This window comes from Corynebacterium marquesiae (assembly GCF_030229635.1).
GTDB classification, from domain to species: Bacteria; Actinomycetota; Actinomycetes; order Mycobacteriales; family Mycobacteriaceae; genus Corynebacterium; species Corynebacterium marquesiae.
In genome coordinates this window covers 1-24737 of record NZ_JASPII010000001.1, presented here as the reverse complement: position 1 = coordinate 24737, position 24737 = coordinate 1, and the positions used below count along the sequence as shown (strand labels likewise).

Sequence of the window (24737 nt, the reverse complement as noted above, 5' to 3'; positions counted from 1 at the left end):
GTTGTTCTAGACCTATCGTGTGCTAGACCATTGTACGCGGAAATTAGCCACTGGATCACCAGCGGCGTTCCCACCAGTCACCAAGCTTGGGGCGCTCCTCGCCCAAGGTTGTGGACTTGCCGTGTCCCGGGCGCACGATCGTATTGTCGGGGAACTCATCAAAGATACGCGCCGTAACGTCCTTATAGAGGCGTACGAAGTCACCCTCAGAGGTGGTCTTGCCCAGGCCGCCGGGGAAGAGGGAATCGCCTACGAAGAGATTGGTCACGCCATCGATGCTTGCAACCAGAGCTGCCCCGCCGGGGGTGTGGCCGCGCAAGATGATGACTGGCAGCTGAAGACCCGCGAACTCGATGGAATCGCCATCGCGCAGCTCCACGTCTACCTCAGCCGGGAAGGCGGGGGAATCCAAGAAGGAGGCGTAGTGAGTGGCACCCGTTTCGGACAAAATCTCCTCGAGCGCGCGCACGTGATCCCAGTGGCGGTGCGTCGTGAGAACCGCGGTAATTTTCACTCCAGCTTTGCGGGCCATGTCGAGGATTGCGGGGGCGTCATCGGCGGCGTCGACAAGCAAGCCCTCTTCGCCCGCCTGTAGGAGGTAGCAGTTATTGTCCATTTCGGACACGGAAATCTGATGTAGCTCAAGCTCGTTAGTCATGTTTCCTAGCCTACGGGTACATTCGAGGGGAGATTGCAATCCCTAGTACTGGAGGTCTGAGCACAGTGGCTGATCGTTTGGTGGTGCGCGGTGCCCGCGAGCACAACCTCAAGGGCGTGGATATCGATATCCCCCGCGATAAAATGGTTGTTTTTACCGGTCTATCCGGCTCCGGTAAATCTTCGCTGGCCTTTGACACCATCTTCGCTGAAGGTCAACGCCGCTACGTGGAATCCTTGAGTTCTTATGCCCGCATGTTCTTAGGGCAGATGGACAAGCCGAACGTGGAATTTATTGATGGCCTGTCACCCGCGGTGTCCATTGATCAAAAATCCACCAACCATAATCCACGTTCTACGGTGGGCACGATCACGGAGATCTACGACTATCTGCGCTTGCTATTTTCCCGTGCTGGTACCCCGCACTGTCCAAAATGCGATGCGGTGATTGAGCGCCAAACACCGCAGCAGATTGTGGATGCGGTGCTAGATCTGGAAGAAAAGCTGAAATTCCAGGTACTTGCACCGGTAGTGCGCAAGCGCAAGGGCGAGTTTGTGGATCTTTTCCAAGACCTGTCGGCTCAGGGTTTTTCCCGCGTGCGAGTGGATGGAGAGACCCATCAGCTCAGTGATCCTCCCAAGCTAAAGAAGCAGATCAAGCATAATATTGAGGTAGTGGTTGACCGTCTGCAGGTAAAGGCCTCGCAGAAGCAACGCTTAACGGATTCGGTGGAAACGGCCCTGCGCTTGGCGGATGGCCTAGTCACCATCGAGTTCGTGGATAGGGAAGAGCTCACCCACACGTACTCGGAGAAGGCCGCCTGCCCGAATGGCCATACGCTGACCATCGAAGAGTATGAGCCCCGTGCTTTTTCTTTCAATGCCCCGTTTGGTTCTTGCCCGGTGTGTGACGGTTTAGGTACCAAGTTGGAAGTCGATGTTGACCTGCTTATTCCGGATCCAGAGGCCCCGGCGGTTGATGCGATTCAGCCGTGGCACTCCTCTCCCAACTCCCGCTACTTTGTCAAGCTAGTGGAGGGACTGGGTAAGGCAATGGGGTTTGACCCTAAGACGCCAGTGAACGAATTGACCAAGGAGCAGCGCCACGCGTTCATCTATGGCACGGACGAGGAGGTGCAGGTTCGGTACAAGAACCGCTACGGGCGCCAGCGTAATTGGACCGCGCCGTTTGAGGGCGCGACCGGTTTCATTCACCGCAAGCTGGAAACGACCGATTCTCAGTCCCAAAAAGACCGCCTGCTGCAGTACACCCGCCGCGTGCCGTGCAGCACCTGTAAAGGCACGCGCTTGAAGCCGGAGATCTTGGCTGTCCGCTTGGCTTCTACTACTCATGGTGAGCAGTCCATTGCGGGACTGTGTGCGCTTTCGATTGAGGATGCCTCTGAATTCCTGGACTCTTTGGTGCTGGGACACCGCGAGGAAATCATTGCCGGTGCGGTACTCAAGGAAACCCAGGCTCGGTTGCGCTTCCTTCTGGACGTTGGTCTGAATTACCTGACGCTGGATCGCGGCGCATCCACGCTTTCGGGCGGCGAGGCACAACGCATCCGTTTGGCCACGCAGATTGGTTCCGGTTTGGCCGGTGTACTTTATGTGCTCGATGAACCTTCTATTGGCTTGCACCAACGCGATAATCACCGGCTTATTAAGACGCTGCAGCGTTTGCGCGATATTGGCAATACCCTCATTGTGGTCGAGCATGATGAAGACACCATTCGGGAGTCCGATTGGCTCGTAGATGTGGGCCCGCGTGCCGGTGAATATGGTGGCGAGGTGGTCTACCAAGGCGAACCGGCAGGAATTGAAAAGGTAGAGGAGTCCCTGACCGGCCAGTATCTATCTGGCAAGAAGGTGCTCGCAGTCCCGGATCACCGCCGTGAGATCGACAAGGACCGCACCCTGAAAGTCGTGGGTGCGCGCGAGAATAACCTCAAGGGCATAAACGTCGAAATCCCGCTGGGAGTGCTGGCGTGCATTACCGGCGTTTCCGGCTCGGGTAAATCCACCGTGGTCAATGAGATTTTGGCCAAAACTTTGGCCAATAAGCTCAACCGTGCCCGCCAAGTCCCCGGCCGTGCCCAGCGCGTCGAGGGTGTGGAACACTTAGATAAGCTGGTCCAGGTAGACCAGAGCCCGATTGGCCGTACCCCGCGTTCCAACCCAGCAACCTACACGGGCGTCTTTGACAAGATCCGAAACCTTTTTGCCGAAACCCAGGAGGCCAAGGTTCGCGGCTACAAGGCCGGCCGCTTCTCCTTCAACGTCAAGGGTGGGCGCTGTGAGGCATGCCAAGGCGATGGCACCATCAAGATCGAGATGAACTTCCTGCCGGACGTGTATGTTCCGTGTGAGGTGTGTGAGGGCGCTCGCTATAACCGCGAGACCTTGGAGGTGCACTACAAGGGCAAGAACATCGCCGAGGTGCTCGACATGCCAATTTCTGAGGCAGCGGACTTCTTCGAGCCCATCAACTCGATTCACCGCTACCTTGCCACGCTTGTCGACGTCGGCTTGGGCTACGTTCGCCTCGGCCAAGCCGCTACCACGCTTTCGGGCGGTGAGGCGCAACGCGTTAAGCTCGCCTCGGAGCTGCAAAAGCGCACCAACGGTAGGACCATCTACATCTTGGACGAGCCGACCACTGGTCTGCACTTTGAGGACATTCGCAAGTTGATGTTGGTTATCCAAGGCCTCGTAGACAAGGGCAATTCGGTGCTTGTCATTGAGCACAACCTCGATGTCATCAAGGCTGCGGACTGGATCGTGGATATGGGGCCGGAAGGCGGTGCCGGCGGTGGCACCGTAGTCGCCCAGGGCACCCCGGAAGATGTTGCGCAGGTGGAAGGCTCCTATACCGGAAGGTACCTAAAGGAAATGTTGAAGTAGGGGCACAATGAATAGTTACCGCCTCGGCGTTAGCCTGCTGGCAGCGCTCACTCTGTTTACGGTGAGCGCCTGCTCTAGCGATCCTGAGACTAAGAAGGCCTCAGCACCCGCGACGGCCCCTTCGGCACCCAACCCGGACTCAGTGCGCACACAGCTTGACCGTGCAGTGGAGAAGACCGCAAGGAAGTACCACGCGAAGGTTGGGGTCGCTATTTCAGCCGGCAATGACACCATTGCTGTGGGCGATAAGGGCAAGGGCCCTGTCTGGTCCACCATTAAGGTGCCGATCGCCATCGCGGCGCTGAAAGACGGCGCGGATAAAAGCCTGGTTGACTTGGCAATCAAGGAATCAGATAACGATGCCGCCTACTCCTTGTGGTCCCAGGTGCAATGGCACGAAGGCTCCGCCGATAAGGCCGTAGAGGAATTGCTCGAAGACTATGGATCGCACGCGGATATCCATGACACCGCCTTCGGCTACTCCACGTGGTCATTGAAAGACCAGGCAGTCTTCGGTGCCGAATTGCCCTGCATTGAGGAGGCGGACTACGTCCACAAGGTACTCAAAGACATTGTGTCCTGGCAGAAAATTGGCCTGTCGAAAGAGGAGCGAACCCGCGCCAAAAGTGGCTGGGGCTTGGACGAGGACGAAAATGAGTACACCTACCGCCAATTTGGTGTTCATGAGGTCACCGGAAAGCGCGTTGGTGTCGCGTTATCTGTGGTTACCGATGGTGAGGATTATGCCAAAGCTGAGCCAGCGGTAAAGTACCTCGCCCATGAAATGGTGGGCATCGTTGATAGAGGGGTAAAGAAGGGCATTATTAAACCAGCTGCCCATTGCAAGGACAGCTAAGCGAGTTGCGATTTGGTGGAAAGGGGAGAAGCTGCTATCCTCAAAGCCACTACCGCCCATGACGCCTTTTCAAGGTTCGTGGGTCACAAGCGGAGTATCTCCCACCCGATGCCGCGAACACTGTTCGTAGGATAAAGGTAAAGGTAACCAAGCAAACGTGCTTGGCACTGTGAGAACTCCCGGCTGTCTTTGGCAGACCGGGTTTGATTCGTTTGTGGTCCCGGTAGGTGAACTACTTACTCATACACCCCCTAATCGAGGAGAACCACAATCAGCGCTGAAGCTCGCATCAATGAGCGTATCCGAGTACCCGAGGTCCGTTTGGTAGGCCCCGGTGGTGAACAGGTGGGCATCGTCCGTACTGATGATGCTCGCAAGCTTGCATACGAGGCTGACCTTGACTTAGTTGAGGTCGCCCCGAAGGCAAAGCCCCCAGTGGCCAAGATCATGGACTACGGCAAGTTCAAGTACGAGCAGGCTCAGAAGGCTCGCGAAGCCCGTAAGAACCAGCAGCAGACCGTGGTTAAGGAACAGAAGTTCCGCCCGAAGATCGATGATCACGATTATGAGACCAAGAAGGGTAACGTAGTTCGCTTCCTCGAGAAGGGATCCAAGGTCAAGGTGACCATCATGTTCCGTGGCCGTGAGCAATCGCGTCCGGAGCTGGGTTTCCGCCTCTTGGAGCGTTTGGCCGATGACGTCGCTGAAGTTGGCGTTGTTGAGTCCCGCCCCAAGCAGGATGGTCGCAATATGACCATGGTTTTGGGTCCGGTTCGCAAGGGCAAGAAGTAGACCAGATTCCACGTAGGATTTAAGGACTTAATACTCATGAAGCAGAAGACCCACAAGGGCACCGCAAAGCGTATCAAGGTGACCGGTTCCGGCAAGCTGCGCCGTGAGCAGGCTGGCCGCCGCCACCTGCTGGAGGGCAAGCCGTCCAAGCGTACCCGTCGTTTGAAGGGCACCGAGGCAGTCGCACAGCCTGACACCAAGCGCGTCAAGCGCCTGCTCGGCCGCGCATAATAGCGCCGAATCAACCCACATCCGCCATCACAATTCGAATTAAGGAAGTATCACTGTGGCACGAGTAAAGCGCTCAGTTAACGCAAAGAAGAAGCGTCGCGCGATTCTGAAGTCCGCTAAGGGCTACCGCGGCCAGCGCTCCCGCCTGTACCGTAAGGCGAAGGAGCAGTGGCTGCACTCCATGACTTACGCTTACCGCGATCGTCGCGCTCGTAAGTCTGAGTTCCGTAAGCTGTGGATCCAGCGCATCAACGCTGCTGCCCGCATGAATGACATCACCTACAACCGTCTCATCCACGGCCTGCGCCTGGCTGAGATCGAGGTTGACCGCAAGATCCTGGCTGAGCTTGCTGTCAATGACTTCGAGGCATTCTCCGCACTGTGCGAGGCTGCCAAGGCTGCCCTGCCTGAGGACGTTAACGCTCCTAAGGCTGCCTAGTTACTAGGAATACAACGCCCGTTTCTCCGGTTTATGTGCCAGGCGAAGCGGGCCTTGTTGGTTTTACGCTCTATCTGTCTAGTGAGCTAGGCCTCGCATGCTACATTGGGTCGAGACCCCGAGTAACCCTGAGACCGAGGAGCAGATTTCCCTGTGACAAACCCAAATGGTGGCTACCAACCAGAAAACGGCGAGTATTCTGGCCACTCTTATGACAACAACCAGAGCCAGCAGTACAACCCCTATAACCAGCAGGCCGGTTACCAGCCGCAGTACCACCAAGGCTATGCACCACAACCGAATATGGGTTCCTATCCGGTGCAGCAGCAGTATGTGGCGCAGGGACCACAAAAGTCTTGGATCGCGACTTTGCTTCTGTGCTTTTTCTTGGGCTTCTTCGGCGCGCATAACTTTTATACCGGCCGCACGAGCTTTGGCGTAGCGCAGCTGGTGCTTAATATCTTGGGCTGGGCTACTTTCTGGTTCTTGCTCGGATTCGCGTTTTGGGCCATCGTCGGAATCTGGGTCTTTATTGAGTTCATTATGATCATTGTCGGCGCCGGTGATTACGATAAGGACGCCCGCGGCGTGCCACTAGCTAAGTAGCACCCAACATTGTGATCCTGTTGCCAAATCGGCAACAGGACTTTTATTTTGCCTACGCAGCAGGGGCTGAGCCTGGGGCTAGGCAACTAGTAGGTAGGGTAGGAGCCATGAATTTGGATTTTGACTCTGCCTTTACTGAACGCACTCCGCGCATTGTTAACGCAGCCAAGCTGCACCGTGCGGCTAACCGGAAGAAGGCGAAGCAATTCCTGATTGAAGGAGAAAACGCCGTAGATGCCGCGGTGTCTACAGGCGCGGCTGTTGATGTTTTCGTCACTGAAAAGGCCGCAGAACGCTTCGGTGACATTATTACCGCCTGTGGATACATGGGGGTGTACGTACATCCCATTACCGATAAAGCGGCTAAGCATTTATCTGATACCGCCACCACCACGGGGCTTTTCGCGCTATGCAAGCCAGTGCTGTGGTCCGCGGGCAAAATCCTTAACGGCAAGCCAAGTTTGGTCTCTGTTCCCGTGCTCACTTCGGAGCCGGGCAATGCAGGCACGTTGATTAGGACTTCTGACGCCATGGGCGCAGATGGAGTAATTTTTGCGGGCGAGACGGTCGATCCCCTCAGCTGCAAGGTAGCGCGCGCTTCAGCCGGTTCGCTATTTCATGTCCCAGTAGCGCGGGATCCCAATATCAAAGACGTTTTGGGGCAGCTGCGTAAATCAGGCATGCAGATTGTGGCGACGGCCGCTGATGGGGAAGTAGACCTCGCAGAGGCAGATCTATCTCAGCCAACGGCGTGGCTTTTTGGCAACGAGGCCCACGGATTGGGCGAGCTACTGGAAGAAGCCGATATGCGGGTGCGTATTCCGCTACGTGGGCGCGCAGAGTCACTCAACCTAGCGACCGCGGCGAGTATCTGTCTTTATGAGTCAGCAAAAGCCCAAGAGCACAGCTAAGCAGATCCCCGAATGAAAAGGGGGTCCCTGGGGCGGTCGGACTAGCCGGGACAGAGTAAGATTGCACGCGTTAGTTTTCGCGCGAGAAGAAGGTACGAAGTACGTGTCCGATACACCGCAGATCGAATTGACCGAAGAGGCTCTTGGGGCCGCGGCCGAAAAGGCTATCGCAGCCTTCGACGCAGCCGAAACGCTCGATGAGTTGGCTGCAGCCCGCCGCGAGCACCTAGGAGATGGCGGCTATATTCCGCAGGCTCGCCAGTCATTGGGGCAGCTGCCCAAGGACCAGCGCAAGAGCGCTGGCAAGGCTGTCAACATGGCCCGCGGCAAGATGGAAAAGCGCTTTGCCCAGGTTAAGGACGTCTTGGAGCAAAAGGCCCGCGAGGAGCAGTTGCGAGCAGAGACCGTAGATGTGACGATTCCTACCACTCGCACCCAGACTGGTGCGCTTCACCCGATTACCGCATTGTCAGAACGCATTGCGGATATTTTCGTCGGCATGGGCTGGGAAATCGCGGATGGCCCCGAGGTTGAGGCGGAGTACTTTAACTTCGACGCTTTGAACTTTAAGCCGGATCACCCAGCGCGTACCCTGCAGGATACGTTCCACGTCTCCGGCGAGGGCTCTAAGCAGGTGCTACGCACGCACACCTCTCCGGTACAGGTACGCACGATGCTGGAGCGCGATGTGCCGCTGTATATCGCTTGCCCAGGTCGCGTATTCCGCACCGATGAGCTGGATGCCACCCACACCCCGGTTTTCCACCAGGTAGAAGGTTTGGCCGTGGATAAGGGCCTGACCATGGCTCACCTGCGCGGCACCCTTGAGCACTTGGCCAAGGTGTTGTTCGGTCCGGAGACCACGACGCGCATGCGCGTGAATTACTTCCCGTTCACCGAGCCCTCTGCCGAGGTTGATGTGTGGTTCCCGAATAAGAAGGGCGGCGCCGGTTGGATCGAGTGGGGCGGCTGCGGCATGGTGAATCCCAATGTGCTGCGCGCCGTTGGTGTTGACCCAGAGGAATACACGGGCTTTGCCTTTGGCATGGGCCTCGAGCGCACGCTGCAGTTCCGCAATGGCTTGACCGATATGCGCGACATAGTCGAAGGCGATGTCCGCTTCACCCTGCCGTTTGGCGTGCAGGCTTAAAACCCAGAAAGGATAGACACACTAATGCTTATTTCCCAAGACTGGGTCACCCGCATCCTGGGCGCTAAGAACCCTGGTTGGAACGTTTCCGCTGCTGATATGGACTCCGGATTCGTGCGCGTCGGTTTTGAAACCGAAGGTTATGCTGCTGTTCCGGAGAGCACCGGTCCGCTGGTCATCGGCCAGGTGGTAGAGATCGAGGAACTTACTCAGTTCAAAAAGCCCATCCGCTACTGCCAGGTGAATGTTGGCCAGGCTAATGGGACCGGCGAGCTGCAGGGCATCATTTGCGGTGCTCGTAATTTCCGTTTGAATGACTATGTCGTTGTGGCGCTTCCGGGCTCGGAACTGCCAGGTGGCTTTAAAATTGCGGCTCGCGAGACCTACGATCACATCTCCAATGGCATGCTGTGCTCCGGCGCTGAGCTCGGTTTGGGCGCGCAGGCCAACGGCATCATCGTCTTGGGCGATGACGTCGCCGACAAAGTAGGTGAGGATGCTCGCCCGATTATTGGGCTGCACGATACCGATTTTGATGTCAACATCACCCCGGATCGCGGCTACGCCCTATCCGCGCGCGGTTTGAGCCGTGAGATTGCCTCCGCTTTCGATCTAGAATTTGCCGATATTGCCGAGGATCCGTCGGTTGCTGGAATTGATACATCTGCTGTTCCGGCGGCGCAGGGCTCGCTTATCGACGTCACTCTAGACCCCGCGACCAAGGCGCAGCGTTTCGGCCTCCGCAAAGTCAGCGGTATAGACCCGCAGGCGCGTACCCCGTTCTGGCTGGAGCGCGAGCTCATGCTCTGCGGCCAGCGCAGCGTGAACCTGCCTACGGACATTACAAACTATGTGATGTTGCTGTTGGGCACCCCGATGCATGCCTTTGACGCTAACGTGATCCAAGGAAACCTTGTTGTCCGTAACGCGGAGGAGGGTGAGAAGTTCGAGACTCTGGATCACGTAAAGCGTGAGCTTTCTGCAGAAGACGTGGTCATCTGCGACGACAATGGCATCCAGTCCCTGGCCGGTGTCATGGGCGGTACAACCTCCGAAATCTCGGCGGAGACCACTGATGTTGTCTTCGAATCCGCTATCTGGGATCCGATCATCGTGGCGCGCACCTCCCGCCGCCATAAGTTGTCTTCCGAGTCCTCCCGCCGCTTCGAGCGTGGCGTGGATCCAGCGGTCGTCGAGGTCGCTCTAGACACCGCATGTGCGCTCTTGCAGCAGCTGGCGGGCGGCACCATTGAGGAAGGCCGGACGCTTATCGGGGGCGTCGCCAAGCGCGAGCCTATTGCCCTGCGCACCGCAAAGGCTAGCGAGTATGCAGGCGTTGACTATTCCCGTGAAACCGTTATTTCCCGCCTCGAGGAAGTCGGTTGCACTGTTGCCGATGAGGGGGAAATGCTGCAGGTAACGCCTGCCACGTGGCGCACCGATATCTCTATGGATGTTGACCTCATTGAGGAGGTCCTACGTCTGGAGGGCTTGGAGGACATTCCCACCGTCTTGCCTACTCCGGCCGGCGGCCGCGGTCTGACCCCAGCGCAGAAGCGTCGCCGCGCTATTGGTCACGGCCTGGCCTATGCCGGTTATGCAGAGGTATTGCCGGCCCCGTTCGTGGCGAACGACACCTTTGATGTGTGGGGCTTGGACAAGGATGATGCTCGCCGCCGCACCGTAGAGGTGCAGAACCCGCTAGAGGCAGATAAGGCCATCTTGTCCACGACTCTGCTTCCGAACATGCTGGAGGCCATCGGCCGCAATGTTGCGCGTGGCCGCAGCGACCTCGCCCTGTATGGTCTGCAGCAAGTGGCATTCAAGCGCGCCGCGGCGTCGCCCATGCCTTCTGTCGAGCAGCGACCTTCTGAGCAGGTTGTTTCCGATCTTCTTGATACCCTTCCTGAGCAGCCGCTGCACGTTGCAACGGTGGCCACCGGCAATATTGAGCATGAGGGACCGTGGGGCGAGGGTCGCGCATATAGCTACGCCGACGCTATCGAATCCGCCCGCCAGGTCGCTCGCGCCGCCGGTGTGGATATCGAGCTGGAGGCCGCGCACGTTCTTCCCTGGCACCCAGGTCGTTGTGCTGCCGTGAAGGTTGCTGGCACTGATGTGGTTCTGGGCCATGCCGGTGAGCTTCACCCGCAGGTTCTGGAAGCGCTGAACCTGCCGGCGCGTACCTGCGCTATGGAGCTGGACGTTACCGCTATGCCATTGGAAGAGAAGTTCCCTGCGCCGGTACTGTCCTCCTTCCCAGCATTGCACCAGGACATTGCGCTCGTGGTGGATGAAGACGTCCCAGCAGAGCGCGTGCGCGCCACCGTGGAAGAGGGGGCGGGCGAACTCATCGAGACCGTCGAGCTCTTCGACATTTTCCGTGGTGAGCAGTTGGGTGAGGGCAAGAAGTCCTTGGCCTTCCAGCTTCTGTTCCGTGCAGCGGATCGCACGTTGACTGATGAGGAAGTCAATGAGCACCGCACGGCGGCAGCGGAGCTGGCTAAGCAACGCTTGGGCGCAGAGATGCGCGCATAGCTTTCCCAAAAGGGGCGGTGAGATATAGCTCACCGCCCCTTTTTTCATACATTTTTCGCTCTTAGCGAAGCTTTAACCAGGTATTTTTCGCAATTTGTATGAATAACATACGGGCGAGTGTATTTATTGCTATAGTCACCCCTATGACGATTTCAGTAGCAATAGCAGGCGCCACCGGATACGCAGGAAGCGAGATCCTTCGCCTGCTGCTATCTCATCCGGCCTATCTTTGCGGCCGCCTGCGCATTGGCGCACTCACGGCACATTCCACCGCCGGGAAGACGGTAGCTGAGCTCATGCCGCACCTGCCTCAGTTGGCGAACAGAGTCATTGAGGAGACGGCCGTTGAAAAGCTCCGTGGGCACGACATTGTTTTTCTGGGCCTACCGCATGGGCACTCTGTTCACATCGCCCAGCAACTGGGCGAGCAGACCACCGTGATCGATTGTGCAGCCGATTTTCGCCTTCGTAGCAAGTCTGACTGGGATTCCTTCTACGGCGGCCACTATGCCGGAAGCTGGCCCTATGGAATTCCGGAGGTGCCCGGCAATCGGGAAGCGCTGCGGGGTGCTCACCGAATAGCAATACCGGGATGTTTCCCTACAGCGGTTACCCTTGGGGTTCTGCCGGCCGTGGCGCACGAGCTCGTGGAGCCGACCCTTTCGGTCATCGCTATCACCGGCGTCTCTGGTGCCGGGAAGAAAGCTTCTGTAGCGCACCTTGGCGCGGAGACCATGGGAAACCTCAAAGCATATAAACCTGGCGGGACGCACCGACACACCCCAGAGATCCTGCAGAACCTGCAGCCTTTTGCCCAGCAGAAGCTCTCCGTCAGCTTTACACCGGTTCTTGCGCCCTTACCCCGTGGGATTTTGGCCACGACTACGGCGGGGCTTAGAGGGGGCGTCGGCAAGCGTGACGTGGAGACAGCATTCCGCGACTTTTATGCCCAAGAGAGCTTTTGCCACGTCCTTCCAGGCGGGCAGCAACCCGAAACCCAGAACGTCGTGGGCACCAACATGGTCCATATCCAAGCTCACGTGGACGAACGCGCCCGACGGCTCGTTGTCACTTCAGCGCTAGACAACCTGTGCAAGGGAACAGCTGGCGCCGCGTTGCAATGTATGAACCTGGCACTTGGCTGGGATGAAACCGCGGGCCTGCCGCAAGCGGCCGTGGCCCCATAACACTAGGAGAATAAAATGAATACAGCTGGGATTACCGGCCCCGCCGGCTTTAGCGCCGGCGCAACTACAGCGGGGATTAAGCCCTCCGGCACACCCGATATGGCCTTGGTGGTAAATAATGGTCCGTGCTTCGATGCGGCGGCGGTTTTTACCCGCAACCGCGTGGTGGCCTCGCCGGTGAAACTGTCCCGCAAGGCGCTAAGCGATGGCCAGCTTGCTGCGGTCATCTTCAATTCTGGCAACGCCAATGCGTGCAATGGTGCGCAGGGGGACAAGGACGCCTCTGCACTGGTAGCTGAGGTTGCTCACTCCCTGCATCTTCCCGAGGGAGACATTGCCGCCTGTTCGACGGGGATTATCGGTGAGCCCATGCCAATGCACAAGGTGCTGGCTGGTGCGGCCGACGTAGTGAAGGGCCTTGGCACGAGTGCGGAACACGCCCACGCGGCAGCCGCAGCCATTATGACCACCGATACCGTGACCAAAGAAGCGACCTATGCTGCGGACGGCTGGTCAGTGGGGGCCATGGGCAAGGGAGTAGGCATGATGGCTCCTTCTCTCGCAACAATGTTGGTATGCCTTACTACCGACGCCGCCGCGAGTGCTCCCGCACTCCACAGCGCCCTAGACAAGGCCGTAGCCAAGACTTTTAACACCCTCGACGTGGATGGGTCTACCTCCACCAATGACACGGTAATCCTCATGGCCTCTGGGGCATCGGGTATTGCACCCAGCCAAGAAAAGCTGGATGCGGCGGTGCTCGCGGTGTGCGCGGACATTGCGGACCAATTGCAAGCGGATGCGGAAGGCGTGACTAAGCGCGTCAAAATCACGGTAGAGGGCACTGCCACGGATAACCAGGCCCTCAATGCCGCGCGCACCTTGGGCCGCGACAACCTGTTTAAGTGCGCCATGTTTGGTTCCGATCCTAATTGGGGACGTGTCCTCGCCGCTGTGGGAATGGCAGATGCAGAAATGGAGCCGGATAATATCTCCGTCTATTTCAATGACCAGCCGGTCTGTCGGGCATCAACGGGCACGCCGGGGGCGCGTGAGGTGGACCTTAGCGGCGCCGATATCGATGTTCGCGTGGATCTGGGCACGGGAGGCGCGGGGTCGGCATTCGTGCGCACGACGGATCTCTCCCATGCCTACGTGGAAATCAATTCGGCGTATAGCTCCTAGGGAAGAGATGAGAATGTTTAGCGGACTTAGTGACCACGAGCGCGCCGCTGTCTTGGCGGATGCCCTCCCATGGCTCCAGCACTATCGGGACACCATAGTGGTGGTGAAATATGGCGGAAATGCCATGGTGGATGAGGAGCTCCAGGCGGCCTTTGCGGCGGATATGGTCTTTTTGCGCACCGTCGGTGTCCATCCCGTGGTGGTCCACGGTGGCGGGCCGCAGATCAACTCCATGCTGCAAAAGCTCGGCATTGAAGGGGAGTTTCGAGGCGGCTTCCGCGTGACCTCGCCGGAAGTCATGGACGTCGTGCGCATGGTGCTGTTTGGGCAGGTGGGCCGCGGATTAGTCAACCTCATCAATTCCCATGGTCCTTATGCAGTGGGGACCTCGGGAGAAGATGGAGGACTATTTCGGGCTACGAAACGGCTGGTGGAGATCGATGGCGAACCTACCGATATTGGCATGGTCGGCGACATCGTAGAGGTTAATCCTGCTGCCGTTATGGACATTGTCCAGGCCGGACGCATCCCTGTGGTCTCGACCATTGCACCGGGAGAAGATGGCGCGATTTATAACATCAACGCCGATAGTGCGGCGGGCGCTTTGGCCAGCGCGATTGGAGCAGAGCGATTAGTCATTTTGACCAATGTGGAAGGACTATACACGGACTGGCCGAACCGGGAGTCCTTGGTGTCAAAGATCGAGTGTGGCCGGCTATCCCGCTTATTGCCGTACTTGGACTCCGGCATGATTCCCAAAATGGAGTCCTGCCTTAAGGCGGTAAAAGCTGGGGTATCGGCCGCCCACGTTATTGATGGCCGGATTGGTCACTCGGTGCTTTTAGAACTTCTAACCCCAGGCGGCGTCGGAACCATGGTGCTGCCAGATGACTATGACCAACACGACTATCCCGAAGGGACCATCTTTAGGAAGGACGATGCAGCATGAAAAAGCCACCAAGCTTGACCCCGCGGTGGTCGAAGACGATTGTAGATACCTACGGCACGCCACCAGTAGGCCTCGTCTCCGGCCAAGGAGCAACGCTGACCGATGAGGAGGGGAAGAGCTATATCGACCTTCTCGCTGGGATTGCTGTCAATTCTTTGGGCTATGGCAATGCGCAGGTGGCGCAGGCGGTTTCGCGCCAGGCCCGCACCTTGGTGCATACCTCGAACCTCTTTGCCACGCAGCCGGTGCTCGACGCCGGGGAGAAGTTGATTAGGCGAGTAGGAGATAGCGATGCCCGCGTCTTCTTCTGCAACTCTGGCGCCGAAGCGAACGAGGCCGCATTTAAGCTTGCCCGCTTGACTGGCAGGCGCCGAATCCTCGCGGCAGAGCACGGCTTCCATGGCCGCACCATGGGTGCGCTCGCCCTGACCGGCCAGCCCGATAAGCAGCGCGCCTTCCACCCACTACCGGGCGGGGTGGAGTTCTACCCGTTCGGGGACGCGGACTACCTGTGTCAGTTGGTAGAGCAAGATCCCACCGATACCGCGGCGATCATCCTTGAGCCAATTCAGGGAGAGACCGGCGTCATTCCGGCCCCTGCGGGATTCATGCAGAAGGTAAGCGAGCTGTGCGATGAATACGGCATCTTGCTCATCGTGGATGAAGTGCAGACGGGCGCAGGACGTACCGGCACCTTTTTCGCCCACGAGGTAGAAGGCATTCAACCGGACGTCATCACCATGGCGAAGGGCTTAGGTGCCGGAGTACCCATCGGCGCGACCATTACCCGCGGTCGCGCGAGGGATTTGTTTAAACCTGGCTCTCATGGCACCACCTTTGGCGGAAACCCCGTGGCCTGCGCTGCGGCGAACGTAGTACTTGACACGGTGGATGCGGATTTTCTTGCGGAAGTTACCCGTAAGGGTTCCTATCTGCGGCAAGAGATTGAAAAATTGCCGCTTGTAGAACGCGTACGCGGCCGCGGCCTGATGCTCGGCATTGTTTTAGCACAACCGGTGGCTAAGCAGGCCGTGCGCGACGGGCTTGCACAGGGGCTCATCCTCAACGCACCCAGTGAGAATGTACTCCGCCTCACCCCGCCCTTGGTTATTTCCCACGATGAACTAGACACAGCACTGACAACATTCCGGACGATAGTGGAGGAACTGGCATGAACCTGCGACACTTTCTGGCTGACGACGATCTCAGCCCACAAGAACAAGCAACCGTTTTGGACCTAGCTGAAAGGCTCAAGAAGGATCCCTTTGTGGAGCGCCCACTAGAGGGGCCTAAGACCGTGGCGGTGCTTTTTGATAAAACGTCTACGCGGACCCGCTTTTCCTTTGAAACCGCAGTAGCGAATATGGGCGGCAAGGGCATTACCGTCGATACTTCTACGACTCAGATGGGCAAAGGGGAGTCCTACCAAGATACGGCGGCGGTGCTTTCGCGGTACGTGGAGGCAATCGTGTGGCGCACCTTTGACCATGACAACCTCCTTCAGATGGCGGAGACTGCGACCGTTCCTCTGGTCAATGCGCTTTCCGACGACCTGCATCCCTGCCAGATTCTGGCTGACCTGCTGACCTGTCGCGAGAATTTGGGTGACCTCAAAGGTAAAAAGGCCGTCTACCTAGGCGATGGCGATAATAATATGGCTAACTCCTACATGATTGGTTTCGCCACGGCCGGCATGGATGTCTCTATTATCGCGCCCGAAGGATTCCAGCCGCGCCAGGAATTCGTCGACCGCGCGCGCAAGCGGGGCAACATCACCATTACTGATGACGTGGATGAAGTTGAAGGTGCAGACGTAGTCATCACCGATACGTGGATCTCTATGGGGCAGGAAAATGATGGCCGAGATAGGCGTACGCCGTTCCTGCCATATCAGGTTGATTCGACCATAATGAGCAAAGCGCATAAGGATGCAATATTCTTACATTGTTTGCCGGCGTACCGTGGAAATGAGGTCACGGCTGAGGTAATTGATGGACCACAGTCGCGCGTCTTTGATGAAGCGGAGAACCGCCTGCATGCTCAGAAAGCGCTTCTTGTCTGGTTGCTCGAAATAAATAAGGAGATCAACTAAGTAATGAACACCCCGACCACCCGCAATGCTCGGCAGGCCAAGATCTTGGAGATTTTGGATCGCAATCGCGTCACCAGCCAGGTGCAACTATCCGAGCTTCTTCTCGCAGACGGCATCGACATCACCCAAGCCACTTTGTCCCGTGACTTGGATGAGCTGGGGGCGAAGAAGGTAAAGCGCGATGGTGGCCGTTCCTACTACGTGGTCGGCGGTGAACTGGAGCAATTTGAAGACCAGGTGGGCGGCCCCCGTGAAAAGCTGCGCCGCATGCTCGATGAGCTGGTGGTATCCCATGATTCTTCCGGCAATATAGCTATGCTGCGCACCCCAGCTGGTGCGGCCCAGTACCTTGCCAGCTTTATTGACAGGGTGGGGCTGCACGACGTCATCGGTTGCATCGCCGGAGATGACACCATCTTCGTCTTGGCGCGCGAGGGCGTCTCGGGCGCAGATCTGGCAGTGACACTTACCACGCGAAATATTTAGACGGCGGTGGTGGCAATTCACACCACCATCGTATATTATGTACTTAGATGAATTGTTTCCAATAGAACAAGGAGCTTAACCATGTCCGCACGCGTAGTCTTGGCTTACTCTGGTGGCCTTGATACTTCCGTTGCCATCCCGTACCTAGCAAAAATGACCGGTGGTGACGTTGTCGCCGTTTCCCTGGACTTGGGCCAGGGTGGCGAAGATATGGAATCGGTTCGCCAGCGTGCACTTGACTGCGGTGCCGTAGAATCCATCGTTATCGATGCCAAGGATGAGTTTGCAGAGGAATACTGCGTTCCCACCATCAAGGCAAACGGCATGTACATGAAGCAGTACCCGTTGGTATCGGCTATTTCCCGCCCCCTCATTACCAAGCATTTGGTGAAAGCGGCGCAGGAATTCGGCGGCACCCACGTCTCCCACGGCTGCACCGGCAAGGGTAATGACCAGGTACGCTTCGAGGTTTCCTTCCGTGCGCAGGATCCTTCCCTCGAAATCATTGCCCCTGCACGCGATTATGCCTGGACCCGCGATAAGGCTATCGCCTTCGCGGAAGAGATCAACCTGCCGATTGAGCAGTCCGCTTCCTCGCCATTTTCCATCGATCAGAACCTGTGGGGTCGCGCGGTAGAGACCGGTTTCCTTGAGGATCTGTGGAACCCGCCAACGAAGGATCTCTATGCCTATACCGAGGACCCGAGCCTGGGTAATGCCCCGGATGAAATCATCATCTCCTTTGAGAAGGGCATCCCGGTGGCAGTTGATGGCCAGAAGATGTCCCCGCTGCAGATTATTGAAGAGGTCAACCGCCGCGCCGGTGCGCAGGGCATTGGCCGTCTGGATATGGTGGAGGACCGCTTGGTAGGCATTAAGTCCCGTGAGGTCTATGAGGCTCCGGGCGCCATGGTCCTCATCCAGGCCCACGAGGCGCTGGAGGATGTCACCGTGGAGCGCGAGTTGGCCCGCTACAAGCGCTTGACCGATGCCCGCTGGTCCGAAGAGGTCTATGACGGCCTCTGGCACTCGCCGCTGAAGCGTTCTCTGGATGCCTTCGTTGAGGAGTCCCAGGAAAACGTCACTGGCGATATTCGCCTGAGCATGCATGCCGGTACCGCCACGGTCACTGGGCGCCGTTCCGGTCAGTCGTTGTACTCCTTTGACCTGGCTACTTATGACACTGGCGATACCTTCGACCAGACCGCAGCCAAGGGCTTTGTGCAGCTGCACGGCCTGTCCACCCAGATCTCCAACCAGCGTGACCGCGACGGCGGTTTCCCCACCAGCGCGCAGAAGTAGGAGCACATGGAACCGCATAAGACTAATGAGGGTGCCCTATGGGGTGGCCGCTTCTCCGGCGGTCCATCTGAGGCGATGTTTGCCCTCTCTGTATCCACCCACTTTGACTGGGTGCTGGCACCATATGACGTACTAGCCTCCAAGGCGCATGCCAAGGTGTTGCATAAGGCTGGCTTGCTTTCCGACGACGATTTGGACACCATGCTCTCCGGCCTCACCGAACTAGGCGAGAAGGTGGCCTCTGGTGAGTTCCGCCCAGCGCCCACGGATGAGGACGTCCATGGTGCGATGGAGCGCGGGCTTATCGAGATTGTAGGCCCAGAGGTAGGCGGTCGCCTGCGCGCCGGTCGTTCCCGTAATGACCAGGTCGCGACGCTGTTTCGCATGTGGGTACGTGATGCCATTCGCGATACCGCGGCTCAGGTGAGCGACTTGGTGGATGCCTTGGCCGATCAGGCAGCAGCACATCCGGACGCCATAATGCCGGGCAAAACTCACTCGCAGGCGGCGCAGCCAGTTCTTTTGGCGCATGAGCTTTTGGGCCATGCGCAGCCACTTCTGCGCGATATTGAGCGTCTGCAGGACCTGGATAAGCGCTTGGCTGTATCGCCCTACGGCTCAGGCGCTTTAGCCGGTTCCTCCTTGCAGCTAGATCCGGAAGCCATTGCGGAGGAACTCGGCTTTGATGCCGCCGCGGAGAACTCCTTGGATGGCACTGCGGCTCGTGACTTCGCCTCCGAGACGGCTTTCGTCTTGGCGCAGATTGCCGTCGATATGTCCCGACTTTCGGAAGAAATTATCTACTGGTGCACGCCGGAATACGGCTACGTCACCCTGGATGATGCGTGGTCGACCGGCTCGTCCATCATGCCGCAAAAGAAGAATCCGGACGTTCCGGAGCTCACCCGCGGCAAAACTGGCCGCCTTATCGGTAACCTCACTGGCCTGTTGTCTACGCTAAAGGCACAGCCGCTGGCCTATAACCGCGACCTGCAGGAAGATAAGGAGCCCATCGTTGATTCGGTGGCGCAGCTTAACCTGCTGCTGCCGGCAATGACCGGGCTGGTGTCCACACTGACTTTCCACGAGGACCGCATGCGCGAACTTGCCCCGCGAGGGTTCACGCTGGCTACCGACTTGGCCGAATGGATGGTTCGCCAAGGCGTTCCTTTCCGCGAGGCGCACGAAGCGTCCGGCGCCTGTGTGCGCATCGCTGAGGAGCGGGGAGTTGACCTAGTGGAGCTCACCGATGAGGATTTGGCGGGCGTCGACAAGCGGCTGAAGCCTAGCGTCCGTGACGTGCTCACTATCGACGGGGCAGTGGCCTCTCGTGCCACCAAGGGCGGCACCGCTGGTGTCCGCGTGGCGGAGCAGCGCGAGACTGTCCGCGAGCGTGCTGCGGCTGCTCGCACGTGGGCGCAGAAGCCGCTGCGCTAATTCTCGGGGCTGTTTAAAACCGCATGGTCACTGGCCATGCGGTTCTTTTATATCTCGCTGCGGGGGTGGGAGATTGACCCCCATCCCCAACCTGTCAGCTGCGTTGTTGAACACAATGGGGGTAGTGGTGACATGGGTAACAGTGTGGTGCGTTAGTATTCATGCAGAGAATGTGACCTAACAGACTCATTTATCGTAAGGAAAGGACGATCTCTCCTATGACAGTAAATTCGCCCCCGCCCACAGCGGGGCCGCACGAGAACGAGAAAGCGGTCTACGCCTCAGAAGACCACGGTCTGCAAAAGGGAATGGGCAATCGCCAGCTGCAGATGATCGCCATCGGTTCTGCCATCGGTACCGGTCTTCTTCTGGGCACCGGAAGTCGTTTGCAAGACGCCGGACCGTTTCTCGCGGTGCTCTATCTTATTTGTGGCTTCTTCGGCTATATCATCCTGCGTTCTCTTGGCGAGCTCATCGTCTACCGCCCCAGCTCCGGCTCCTTCGTTTCCTATGCCCGCGAGTTTTACGGCGAGAAGACCGCCTTTGTTACCGGCTGGTTGTACTGGGGAAATTGGGCCATGACCCTGGTGGCGGATGGCACAGCCGTAGCTATCTACATCAAATGGTTTAGCCAATACACGTCGTGGCTCGATTCCGTTCCGCAGTGGACACTTGCCCTCGTAGTTATCTGCGGCATCCTGGTATTCAATATGCTCTCGGTGAAGATCTTCGGCGAGCTGGAGTATTGGTTCTCGCTGATTAAGATTGTTGCATTGATCATCTTCATGCTGGTGGCCATCGGTGTCCTCATCTTCGGCCACCCGAGTGGCGACCCGACCGGCTTTAGTCTCATTTCTAATACCGGTGGCTGGTTGCCCAATGGCCTCATGCCTGCCGTCATTGTGGTCCAAGGTGTCGTCTTTGCCTACGCTGGCATTGAGCTCGTTGGAACCACCTCCGGCGAGACCAAAAACGTAGAAAAGCACATTCCGCGTGCGGTCAACAACGTGTTGCTGCGCATCCTGATTTTCTACTTCGGCTCCGTGCTGCTGCTCACGCTCGTGCTGCCGTACACCACTTACGTCGCTGACGTGTCGCCATTTGTGACCTTCTTTGAGTCCCTCGGTGTAGGTGTGGCGGCCCCGATTTTCCAGCTTGTCGTTATCACCGCTGCGATTTCCTCGCTCAACGCCGGCTTGTATTCCACCGGCCGCATTATGTACAACATGTCCACCTCCGGCTCCGGCCCGAAGTTTGGCGCTCGCATGTCCAATTCTGGTGTTCCCTACGGCGGCATCGTCATGGCGGCTTTGGTGGGCTTGGTAGGCGTCTTCCTCAACTATGTGGTGCCGGAGATGGCGTTTGAAATCGTGCTCAACCTGGCAGCCTTGGGCACATTGGCGTCCTGGGCGGCAGTTGCGCTCTCGCACCTCAAGTTTGTGCGCCTGGCCAAGAGCGGAAGCTACACCCGGCCGGGATACCGCTCGCCGTTTGGCGAAGGCGGAGACTGGGCCGTACTCATCTTCATTGGCCTGGTCATTGTCCTGATGGCCTTTGATTATCCAATCGGTACCTATGCGCTGGCATCCACTCTGCTCCTCGTCCCGGTCTTTATGGCAATGTGGTACGCATGGCGCGACCGCATCCGTACTATCGCGGAAGAGAGGAAGGCGAAGCACCTACCTACCTCCAGCTTCCCGGCCGCACCGCAAACAGACCTTCACCCGAAGAACTAAATCTAAGAAAGGACTTCTTATGAACCACGCTGTTAAGTTCGTAGACGTAGAAAATATGGCGCGCTGGATTCAGCGCGAGGGCGTTGAAAACATCATTACCGGAATGGTGGATTACCTCGAGGCTGACTACCGCGAGTGGGAGCGCTTTGACAAGATTCCGCGCGTTGCTTCCCACACCCCGTTCGGAGTCATTGAGCTTATGCCTACGTCCAACGGTAAGGAGTACTCCTTCAAGTACGTCAACGGTCACCCGTCCAATCCGGCCCGTGGTTTCCAGACCGTTACTGCCTTTGGCGTGCTTGCCGACGTCGACAATGGTTACCCCACCTTCGAAGCCGAGATGACGCTGCTTACCGCACTGCGTACCGCCGCGACCTCCGCCATGGTGGCAAAGCACTTGGCACGCAAGGATTCCAAGCGCATGGCCATGGTCGGTGCCGGCTCCCAGTCCGAGTTCCAGGCGCTTGGCTTCCGCGGCGTTATGGGAATTGAGGACATTACCATCTATGACATCGACCCTGAGGCGGTAGAAAAGTTCAAGCGCAACTTGGAGCCACTGGGCTTTAATATCACTGCTTGTTCCAGCGTCGACGAGGCGGTTTTGGGTGCAGACATCATCACCACCTGTACCGCAGACAAGGCTCAGAACCAGATTCTGGCTGAGCGCCACGTCGCCCCAGGCGTCCACCTCAATGCCGTTGGCGGTGACTGCCCGGGCAAGACCGAGCTGGAGAGCTCCATCTTGGACAAGTCCAAGGTCTTCGTAGAGTTCCCAGAGCAGACCCGCATCGAAGGTGAAATCCAGCAGAAGCCGGAAGACTTCCCGGTTGTCGAGTTCTACCAGGTACTCACCGGTCAGGCCACTGGCCGCGATGACGACGAGCAGATTACCCTCTTCGACGATGTCGGATTCGCTATCAACGACTTCTCCGCGCTGCGTTACCTGCGCGATTCCGTCAAGGGCACCGACTTGGAGTCCGAGATCGACATCATCGCCAACCCGGATGACCCGAAGGATCTCTTCTCCCTGGTTGCTAACGTTCCGTCCCTGCTCTAAGCCGCAGGTGGGGTAGAGGGATCCAACTTCTTCCTCGACCCGCTAAGATAAGACGCATGAGTCTTGACCCGAAGTTGCTAGAGGTCCTTGTCTGTCCGCAAGACAAGGGCCCTTTGACATATCTGGAAGATAAACAGGTCCTCGTCAACGAGCGGCTGGGCATTGCCTATCCCATTGAGGATGACATCCCAGTAATGCTTGTAGACCACGCCCAGAAATGGCCAGCTTAACTTCGACTTTTAGAAAGATCCCCATGAATATCATCGATGAACTGCAATGGCGTGGACTGATCAACCAGTCCACCGATCTTGAGTCCCTGCGCGAGGCATGCGAGAACCCCATCGCGCTGTACTGTGGGTTCGACCCCACGGGTGACTCCCTCCATGCAGGCCACTTGGTCCCACTCATCATGCTGCGCCGCTTCCAAAACGCGGGCCACCACCCAATTGCACTGGCGGGTGGCGCAACTGGCTTCATCGGCGATCCGCGCGACGTCGGCGAGCGTTCCATGCTGAGCGAGGAAGACCTGGCCCATAACCTCGAGGCCATCAAGGGGCAGCTACGACGGTTCATCGACTTCGACGGTGAACAGGCTGCCACCATGGTCAACAACGCCGACTGGACCATGAACATGTCCGTCATCGACTTCTTGCGTGACGTGGGAAAGAACTTCTCCCTTAACACGATGCTGGATCGCGATACTGTCAAGCGGCGCCTCGAGGGCGACGGCATTTCTTATACCGAGTTCTCCTACATGCTCCTGCAGTCCAATGACTTCGTGCAGCTTCGCCGCGAGCGCGATTGCGTATTGCAGATCGGCGGCGGTGACCAGTGGGGCAATATCGTCTCTGGCGTTGACCTAAACCGTCGTATTGATGGCGCCAAGGTACATGGTCTTACGGTGCCGCTCGTCACCGACGCCTCGGGCCAGAAGTTCGGTAAGTCCACCGGCGGCGGAAAGCTATGGCTTGATCCGGAAAAGACGTCCGCATACTCCTGGTACCAGTACTTCCTCAATGCCGGTGACTCTGTGGTCATCGACTACTTGCGCTGGTTTACCTTCTTGACGCAGGAGGAAATTGCCGAATACGAGCGCGCAGTGGAAGAAGAGCCTTATAAGCGCGCGGCTCAGCGTCGCCTGGCTCAAGAGATGACCGATTTGGTTCACGGTAAAGAGGCAACCAAGGCTGTCGAGCTTGCCGCTCAGGCGCTATTCGGTAAGGCGGAACTTTCTGAGCTAGACGAGAAGACCCTTGCCGGCGCACTTTCTGAAACCACTGTGGCGGACATTGCCGCCGGCGAACCGCGCACCATTGTTGACCTTTTGGTGGCTAGCGGTTTGGCCGATTCCAAGGGCGCTGCTCGCCGCACCATCAAGGAAGGCGGCGCCTACGTCAATAACCAGCGCATCGAATCGGCAGAGTGGGAGCCGTCTGCGGAAGACCTTCTGCACGGCAGCTGGCTCGTTCTGCGCCGAGGCAAGAAGAACTTCGCTGGTGCCAAGTTGAGCTAAAGAGCAGTAGATGACGTCCGTTCCACGTGTTGGAAGGACGTCATTTCTCATTTTTGTACTCTGTCCTGCAGGTTTGTGTTGTTTGGTTGTGGTGGACTACATTAATCCAAGTCGCAGCGAGGTAGCCGGTTGGTTACTTTAAGCGAATTTTGTGCGGACTTGGTTCGATGATTTGACTTGGTTCATTTGGTTGGGTAAGTTTGTACGAGCCGCCAACGAGAGGTTAACGAAAAGTTAATTTTTTGTGGTGTGCGGATGATGTTTGAGAACTCAATAGTGTGCCAATGTACTTTTTATTTTTTGTGTGCATGGTTGTGTGTTGATTGGTTTGTCTGCCAATGAGCCTTTAGGTGGTTTGTTGGTTGGTGTGTGCCGGTTGGGTATGTGGAACACGTACTCATTTGAATGCTGTTTGGTGTTTCGGCTGCATTGAGATGGATTGGTTGGCATGTGATTGTGTTCAACTTTTTTGGTTTCCTTATTTTTGACCCCGTCGGGTTGAGGGAACTGTATTTTTCTTTGTAGTAATTTTTGGACGCCAGCATGAGCCTTGTGTGGTTTGTGGTGGTTTGTTTCTTTTGTTGGGTTTCGGGCTTTTCACGGCCTGTTTCGGATTTTTGTTCTGAAATTTTTTTGTGGAGAGTTTGATCCTGGCTCAGGACGAACGCTGGCGGCGTGCTTAACACATGCAAGTCGAACGGAAAGG

22 protein-coding genes and 1 rRNA gene are annotated in these 24737 nt (G+C 57.4%); 22 read left to right on the top strand and 1 reads right to left on the bottom strand.

Features of this window, described 5'->3' with window-relative positions; translation table 11 throughout:
* Positions 1–55: 55 nt before the first annotated feature.
* Positions 56–658, bottom strand: coding sequence for an MBL fold metallo-hydrolase (locus tag QP971_RS00115; protein ID WP_284810448.1), 603 nt, complete (start codon positions 656–658; stop codon positions 56–58).
* 65 nt (positions 659–723) lie between these two features.
* On the opposite strand from QP971_RS00115, the gene uvrA reads away from it, so the two are divergent.
* The 22 genes from uvrA to QP971_RS00005 all read left to right on the top strand — a co-directional run.
* On the top strand, positions 724–3564 hold the full coding sequence (gene uvrA / locus QP971_RS00110) for an excinuclease ABC subunit UvrA (RefSeq protein WP_284810447.1): 2841 nt from the start codon (positions 724–726) through the stop codon (positions 3562–3564).
* Positions 3565–3571: 7 nt separating this feature from the next.
* Positions 3572–4420, top strand: a complete 849-nt coding sequence (locus QP971_RS00105; RefSeq protein ID WP_284786774.1) for a serine hydrolase — start codon at positions 3572–3574, stop codon at positions 4418–4420.
* 270 nt (positions 4421–4690) lie between these two features.
* Positions 4691–5212 (top strand): translation initiation factor IF-3, encoded by a 522-nt coding sequence (gene infC, locus QP971_RS00100; protein ID WP_080970442.1) that lies wholly within the window; start codon positions 4691–4693, stop codon positions 5210–5212.
* 36 nt (positions 5213–5248) lie between these two features.
* Positions 5249–5443, top strand: a complete 195-nt coding sequence (rpmI, locus tag QP971_RS00095; protein WP_005323265.1) for a 50S ribosomal protein L35 — start codon at positions 5249–5251, stop codon at positions 5441–5443.
* 55 nt (positions 5444–5498) lie between these two features.
* Positions 5499–5882 carry a 50S ribosomal protein L20 gene (gene rplT, locus QP971_RS00090; RefSeq protein ID WP_005323264.1) on the top strand — a complete coding sequence of 128 codons (384 nt, stop codon included), beginning with the start codon at positions 5499–5501 and terminating at the stop codon, positions 5880–5882.
* A gap of 153 nt (positions 5883–6035) precedes the next feature.
* The gene (locus QP971_RS00085) at positions 6036–6488 is read left to right on the top strand and encodes an NINE protein (protein ID WP_284786776.1); all 453 of its coding nucleotides are present in this window, start codon (positions 6036–6038) and stop codon (positions 6486–6488) included.
* Between the two features lie 107 nt (positions 6489–6595).
* Positions 6596–7399, top strand: a complete 804-nt coding sequence (locus QP971_RS00080) for a TrmH family RNA methyltransferase (protein WP_005323262.1) — start codon at positions 6596–6598, stop codon at positions 7397–7399.
* 103 nt (positions 7400–7502) lie between these two features.
* Positions 7503–8549: a phenylalanine--tRNA ligase subunit alpha gene (pheS, locus tag QP971_RS00075; RefSeq protein WP_284786778.1), complete on the top strand. Its 1047-nt coding sequence runs from the start codon at positions 7503–7505 to the stop codon at positions 8547–8549.
* 24 nt (positions 8550–8573) lie between these two features.
* Positions 8574–11087: a phenylalanine--tRNA ligase subunit beta gene (gene pheT / locus QP971_RS00070; protein WP_284786779.1), complete on the top strand. Its 2514-nt coding sequence runs from the start codon at positions 8574–8576 to the stop codon at positions 11085–11087.
* A gap of 143 nt (positions 11088–11230) precedes the next feature.
* Positions 11231–12274: an N-acetyl-gamma-glutamyl-phosphate reductase gene (gene argC / locus QP971_RS00065; protein ID WP_284786780.1), complete on the top strand. Its 1044-nt coding sequence runs from the start codon at positions 11231–11233 to the stop codon at positions 12272–12274.
* 15 nt (positions 12275–12289) lie between these two features.
* Entirely contained in the window at positions 12290–13459 is a 1170-nt protein-coding gene (gene argJ, locus QP971_RS00060) for a bifunctional glutamate N-acetyltransferase/amino-acid acetyltransferase ArgJ (protein ID WP_049378712.1), read from the top strand.
* Positions 13460–13472: 13 nt separating this feature from the next.
* Positions 13473–14408: an acetylglutamate kinase gene (argB, locus tag QP971_RS00055; protein ID WP_284791277.1), complete on the top strand. Its 936-nt coding sequence runs from the start codon at positions 13473–13475 to the stop codon at positions 14406–14408.
* Complete coding sequence (locus QP971_RS00050; protein ID WP_284810446.1) at positions 14405–15583, top strand: acetylornithine transaminase; 1179 nt, start codon at positions 14405–14407, stop codon at positions 15581–15583. Before argB ends, QP971_RS00050 begins: the two co-directional genes overlap by 4 nt.
* Positions 15580–16500 carry an ornithine carbamoyltransferase gene (gene argF, locus QP971_RS00045; RefSeq protein WP_284810445.1) on the top strand — a complete coding sequence of 307 codons (921 nt, stop codon included), beginning with the start codon at positions 15580–15582 and terminating at the stop codon, positions 16498–16500. The genes QP971_RS00050 and argF overlap by 4 nt, the downstream gene beginning before the upstream one ends.
* A 3-nt stretch (positions 16501–16503) precedes the next feature.
* Positions 16504–16986 (top strand): arginine repressor, encoded by a 483-nt coding sequence (locus QP971_RS00040; RefSeq protein WP_179386459.1) that lies wholly within the window; start codon positions 16504–16506, stop codon positions 16984–16986.
* A gap of 81 nt (positions 16987–17067) precedes the next feature.
* On the top strand, positions 17068–18288 hold the full coding sequence (locus QP971_RS00035; RefSeq protein WP_049378720.1) for an argininosuccinate synthase: 1221 nt from the start codon (positions 17068–17070) through the stop codon (positions 18286–18288).
* A gap of 6 nt (positions 18289–18294) precedes the next feature.
* A complete protein-coding gene (gene argH / locus QP971_RS00030) occupies positions 18295–19725 on the top strand; it encodes an argininosuccinate lyase (protein WP_284786787.1) in 1431 nt (476 codons plus the stop codon).
* 218 nt (positions 19726–19943) lie between these two features.
* Positions 19944–21461, top strand: a complete 1518-nt coding sequence (locus QP971_RS00025) for an amino acid permease (RefSeq protein ID WP_284786788.1) — start codon at positions 19944–19946, stop codon at positions 21459–21461.
* Between the two features lie 19 nt (positions 21462–21480).
* The gene (gene ocd, locus QP971_RS00020; protein WP_005323253.1) at positions 21481–22518 is read left to right on the top strand and encodes an ornithine cyclodeaminase; all 1038 of its coding nucleotides are present in this window, start codon (positions 21481–21483) and stop codon (positions 22516–22518) included.
* A 56-nt stretch (positions 22519–22574) separates the two neighbouring features.
* Positions 22575–22748, top strand: coding sequence for a Trm112 family protein (locus QP971_RS00015; RefSeq protein WP_005323252.1), 174 nt, complete (start codon positions 22575–22577; stop codon positions 22746–22748).
* A gap of 23 nt (positions 22749–22771) precedes the next feature.
* Entirely contained in the window at positions 22772–24031 is a 1260-nt protein-coding gene (gene tyrS / locus QP971_RS00010; RefSeq protein WP_049378725.1) for a tyrosine--tRNA ligase, read from the top strand.
* Positions 24032–24663: 632 nt separating this feature from the next.
* A 16S ribosomal RNA gene (locus QP971_RS00005) occupies positions 24664–24737 on the top strand; the annotation flags it as partial.

Bases quoted from the DNA above. Each gene is read 5' to 3' on its own strand.
- QP971_RS00025 (WP_284786788.1), top strand. From the start codon at position 19,944: ATGACAGTAAATTCGCCCCCGCCCACAGCGGGGCCGCACGAGAACGAG.
- argH (WP_284786787.1), top strand. From the start codon at position 18,295: ATGGAACCGCATAAGACTAATGAGGGTGCCCTATGGGGTGGCCGCTTC.
- tyrS (WP_049378725.1), top strand. From the start codon at position 22,772: ATGAATATCATCGATGAACTGCAATGGCGTGGACTGATCAACCAGTCC.
- argJ (WP_049378712.1), top strand. From the start codon at position 12,290: ATGAATACAGCTGGGATTACCGGCCCCGCCGGCTTTAGCGCCGGCGCA.
- QP971_RS00105 (WP_284786774.1), top strand. From the start codon at position 3,572: ATGAATAGTTACCGCCTCGGCGTTAGCCTGCTGGCAGCGCTCACTCTG.
- QP971_RS00115 (WP_284810448.1), bottom strand. From the start codon at position 658: ATGACTAACGAGCTTGAGCTACATCAGATTTCCGTGTCCGAAATGGAC.
- QP971_RS00040 (WP_179386459.1), top strand. From the start codon at position 16,504: ATGAACACCCCGACCACCCGCAATGCTCGGCAGGCCAAGATCTTGGAG.
- QP971_RS00050 (WP_284810446.1), top strand. From the start codon at position 14,405: ATGAAAAAGCCACCAAGCTTGACCCCGCGGTGGTCGAAGACGATTGTA.
- QP971_RS00015 (WP_005323252.1), top strand. From the start codon at position 22,575: ATGAGTCTTGACCCGAAGTTGCTAGAGGTCCTTGTCTGTCCGCAAGAC.
- ocd (WP_005323253.1), top strand. From the start codon at position 21,481: ATGAACCACGCTGTTAAGTTCGTAGACGTAGAAAATATGGCGCGCTGG.
- argC (WP_284786780.1), top strand. From the start codon at position 11,231: ATGACGATTTCAGTAGCAATAGCAGGCGCCACCGGATACGCAGGAAGC.
- argF (WP_284810445.1), top strand. From the start codon at position 15,580: ATGAACCTGCGACACTTTCTGGCTGACGACGATCTCAGCCCACAAGAA.
- rpmI (WP_005323265.1), top strand. From the start codon at position 5,249: ATGAAGCAGAAGACCCACAAGGGCACCGCAAAGCGTATCAAGGTGACC.
- argB (WP_284791277.1), top strand. From the start codon at position 13,473: ATGTTTAGCGGACTTAGTGACCACGAGCGCGCCGCTGTCTTGGCGGAT.
- QP971_RS00035 (WP_049378720.1), top strand. From the start codon at position 17,068: ATGTCCGCACGCGTAGTCTTGGCTTACTCTGGTGGCCTTGATACTTCC.
- pheT (WP_284786779.1), top strand. From the start codon at position 8,574: ATGCTTATTTCCCAAGACTGGGTCACCCGCATCCTGGGCGCTAAGAAC.
- QP971_RS00080 (WP_005323262.1), top strand. From the start codon at position 6,596: ATGAATTTGGATTTTGACTCTGCCTTTACTGAACGCACTCCGCGCATT.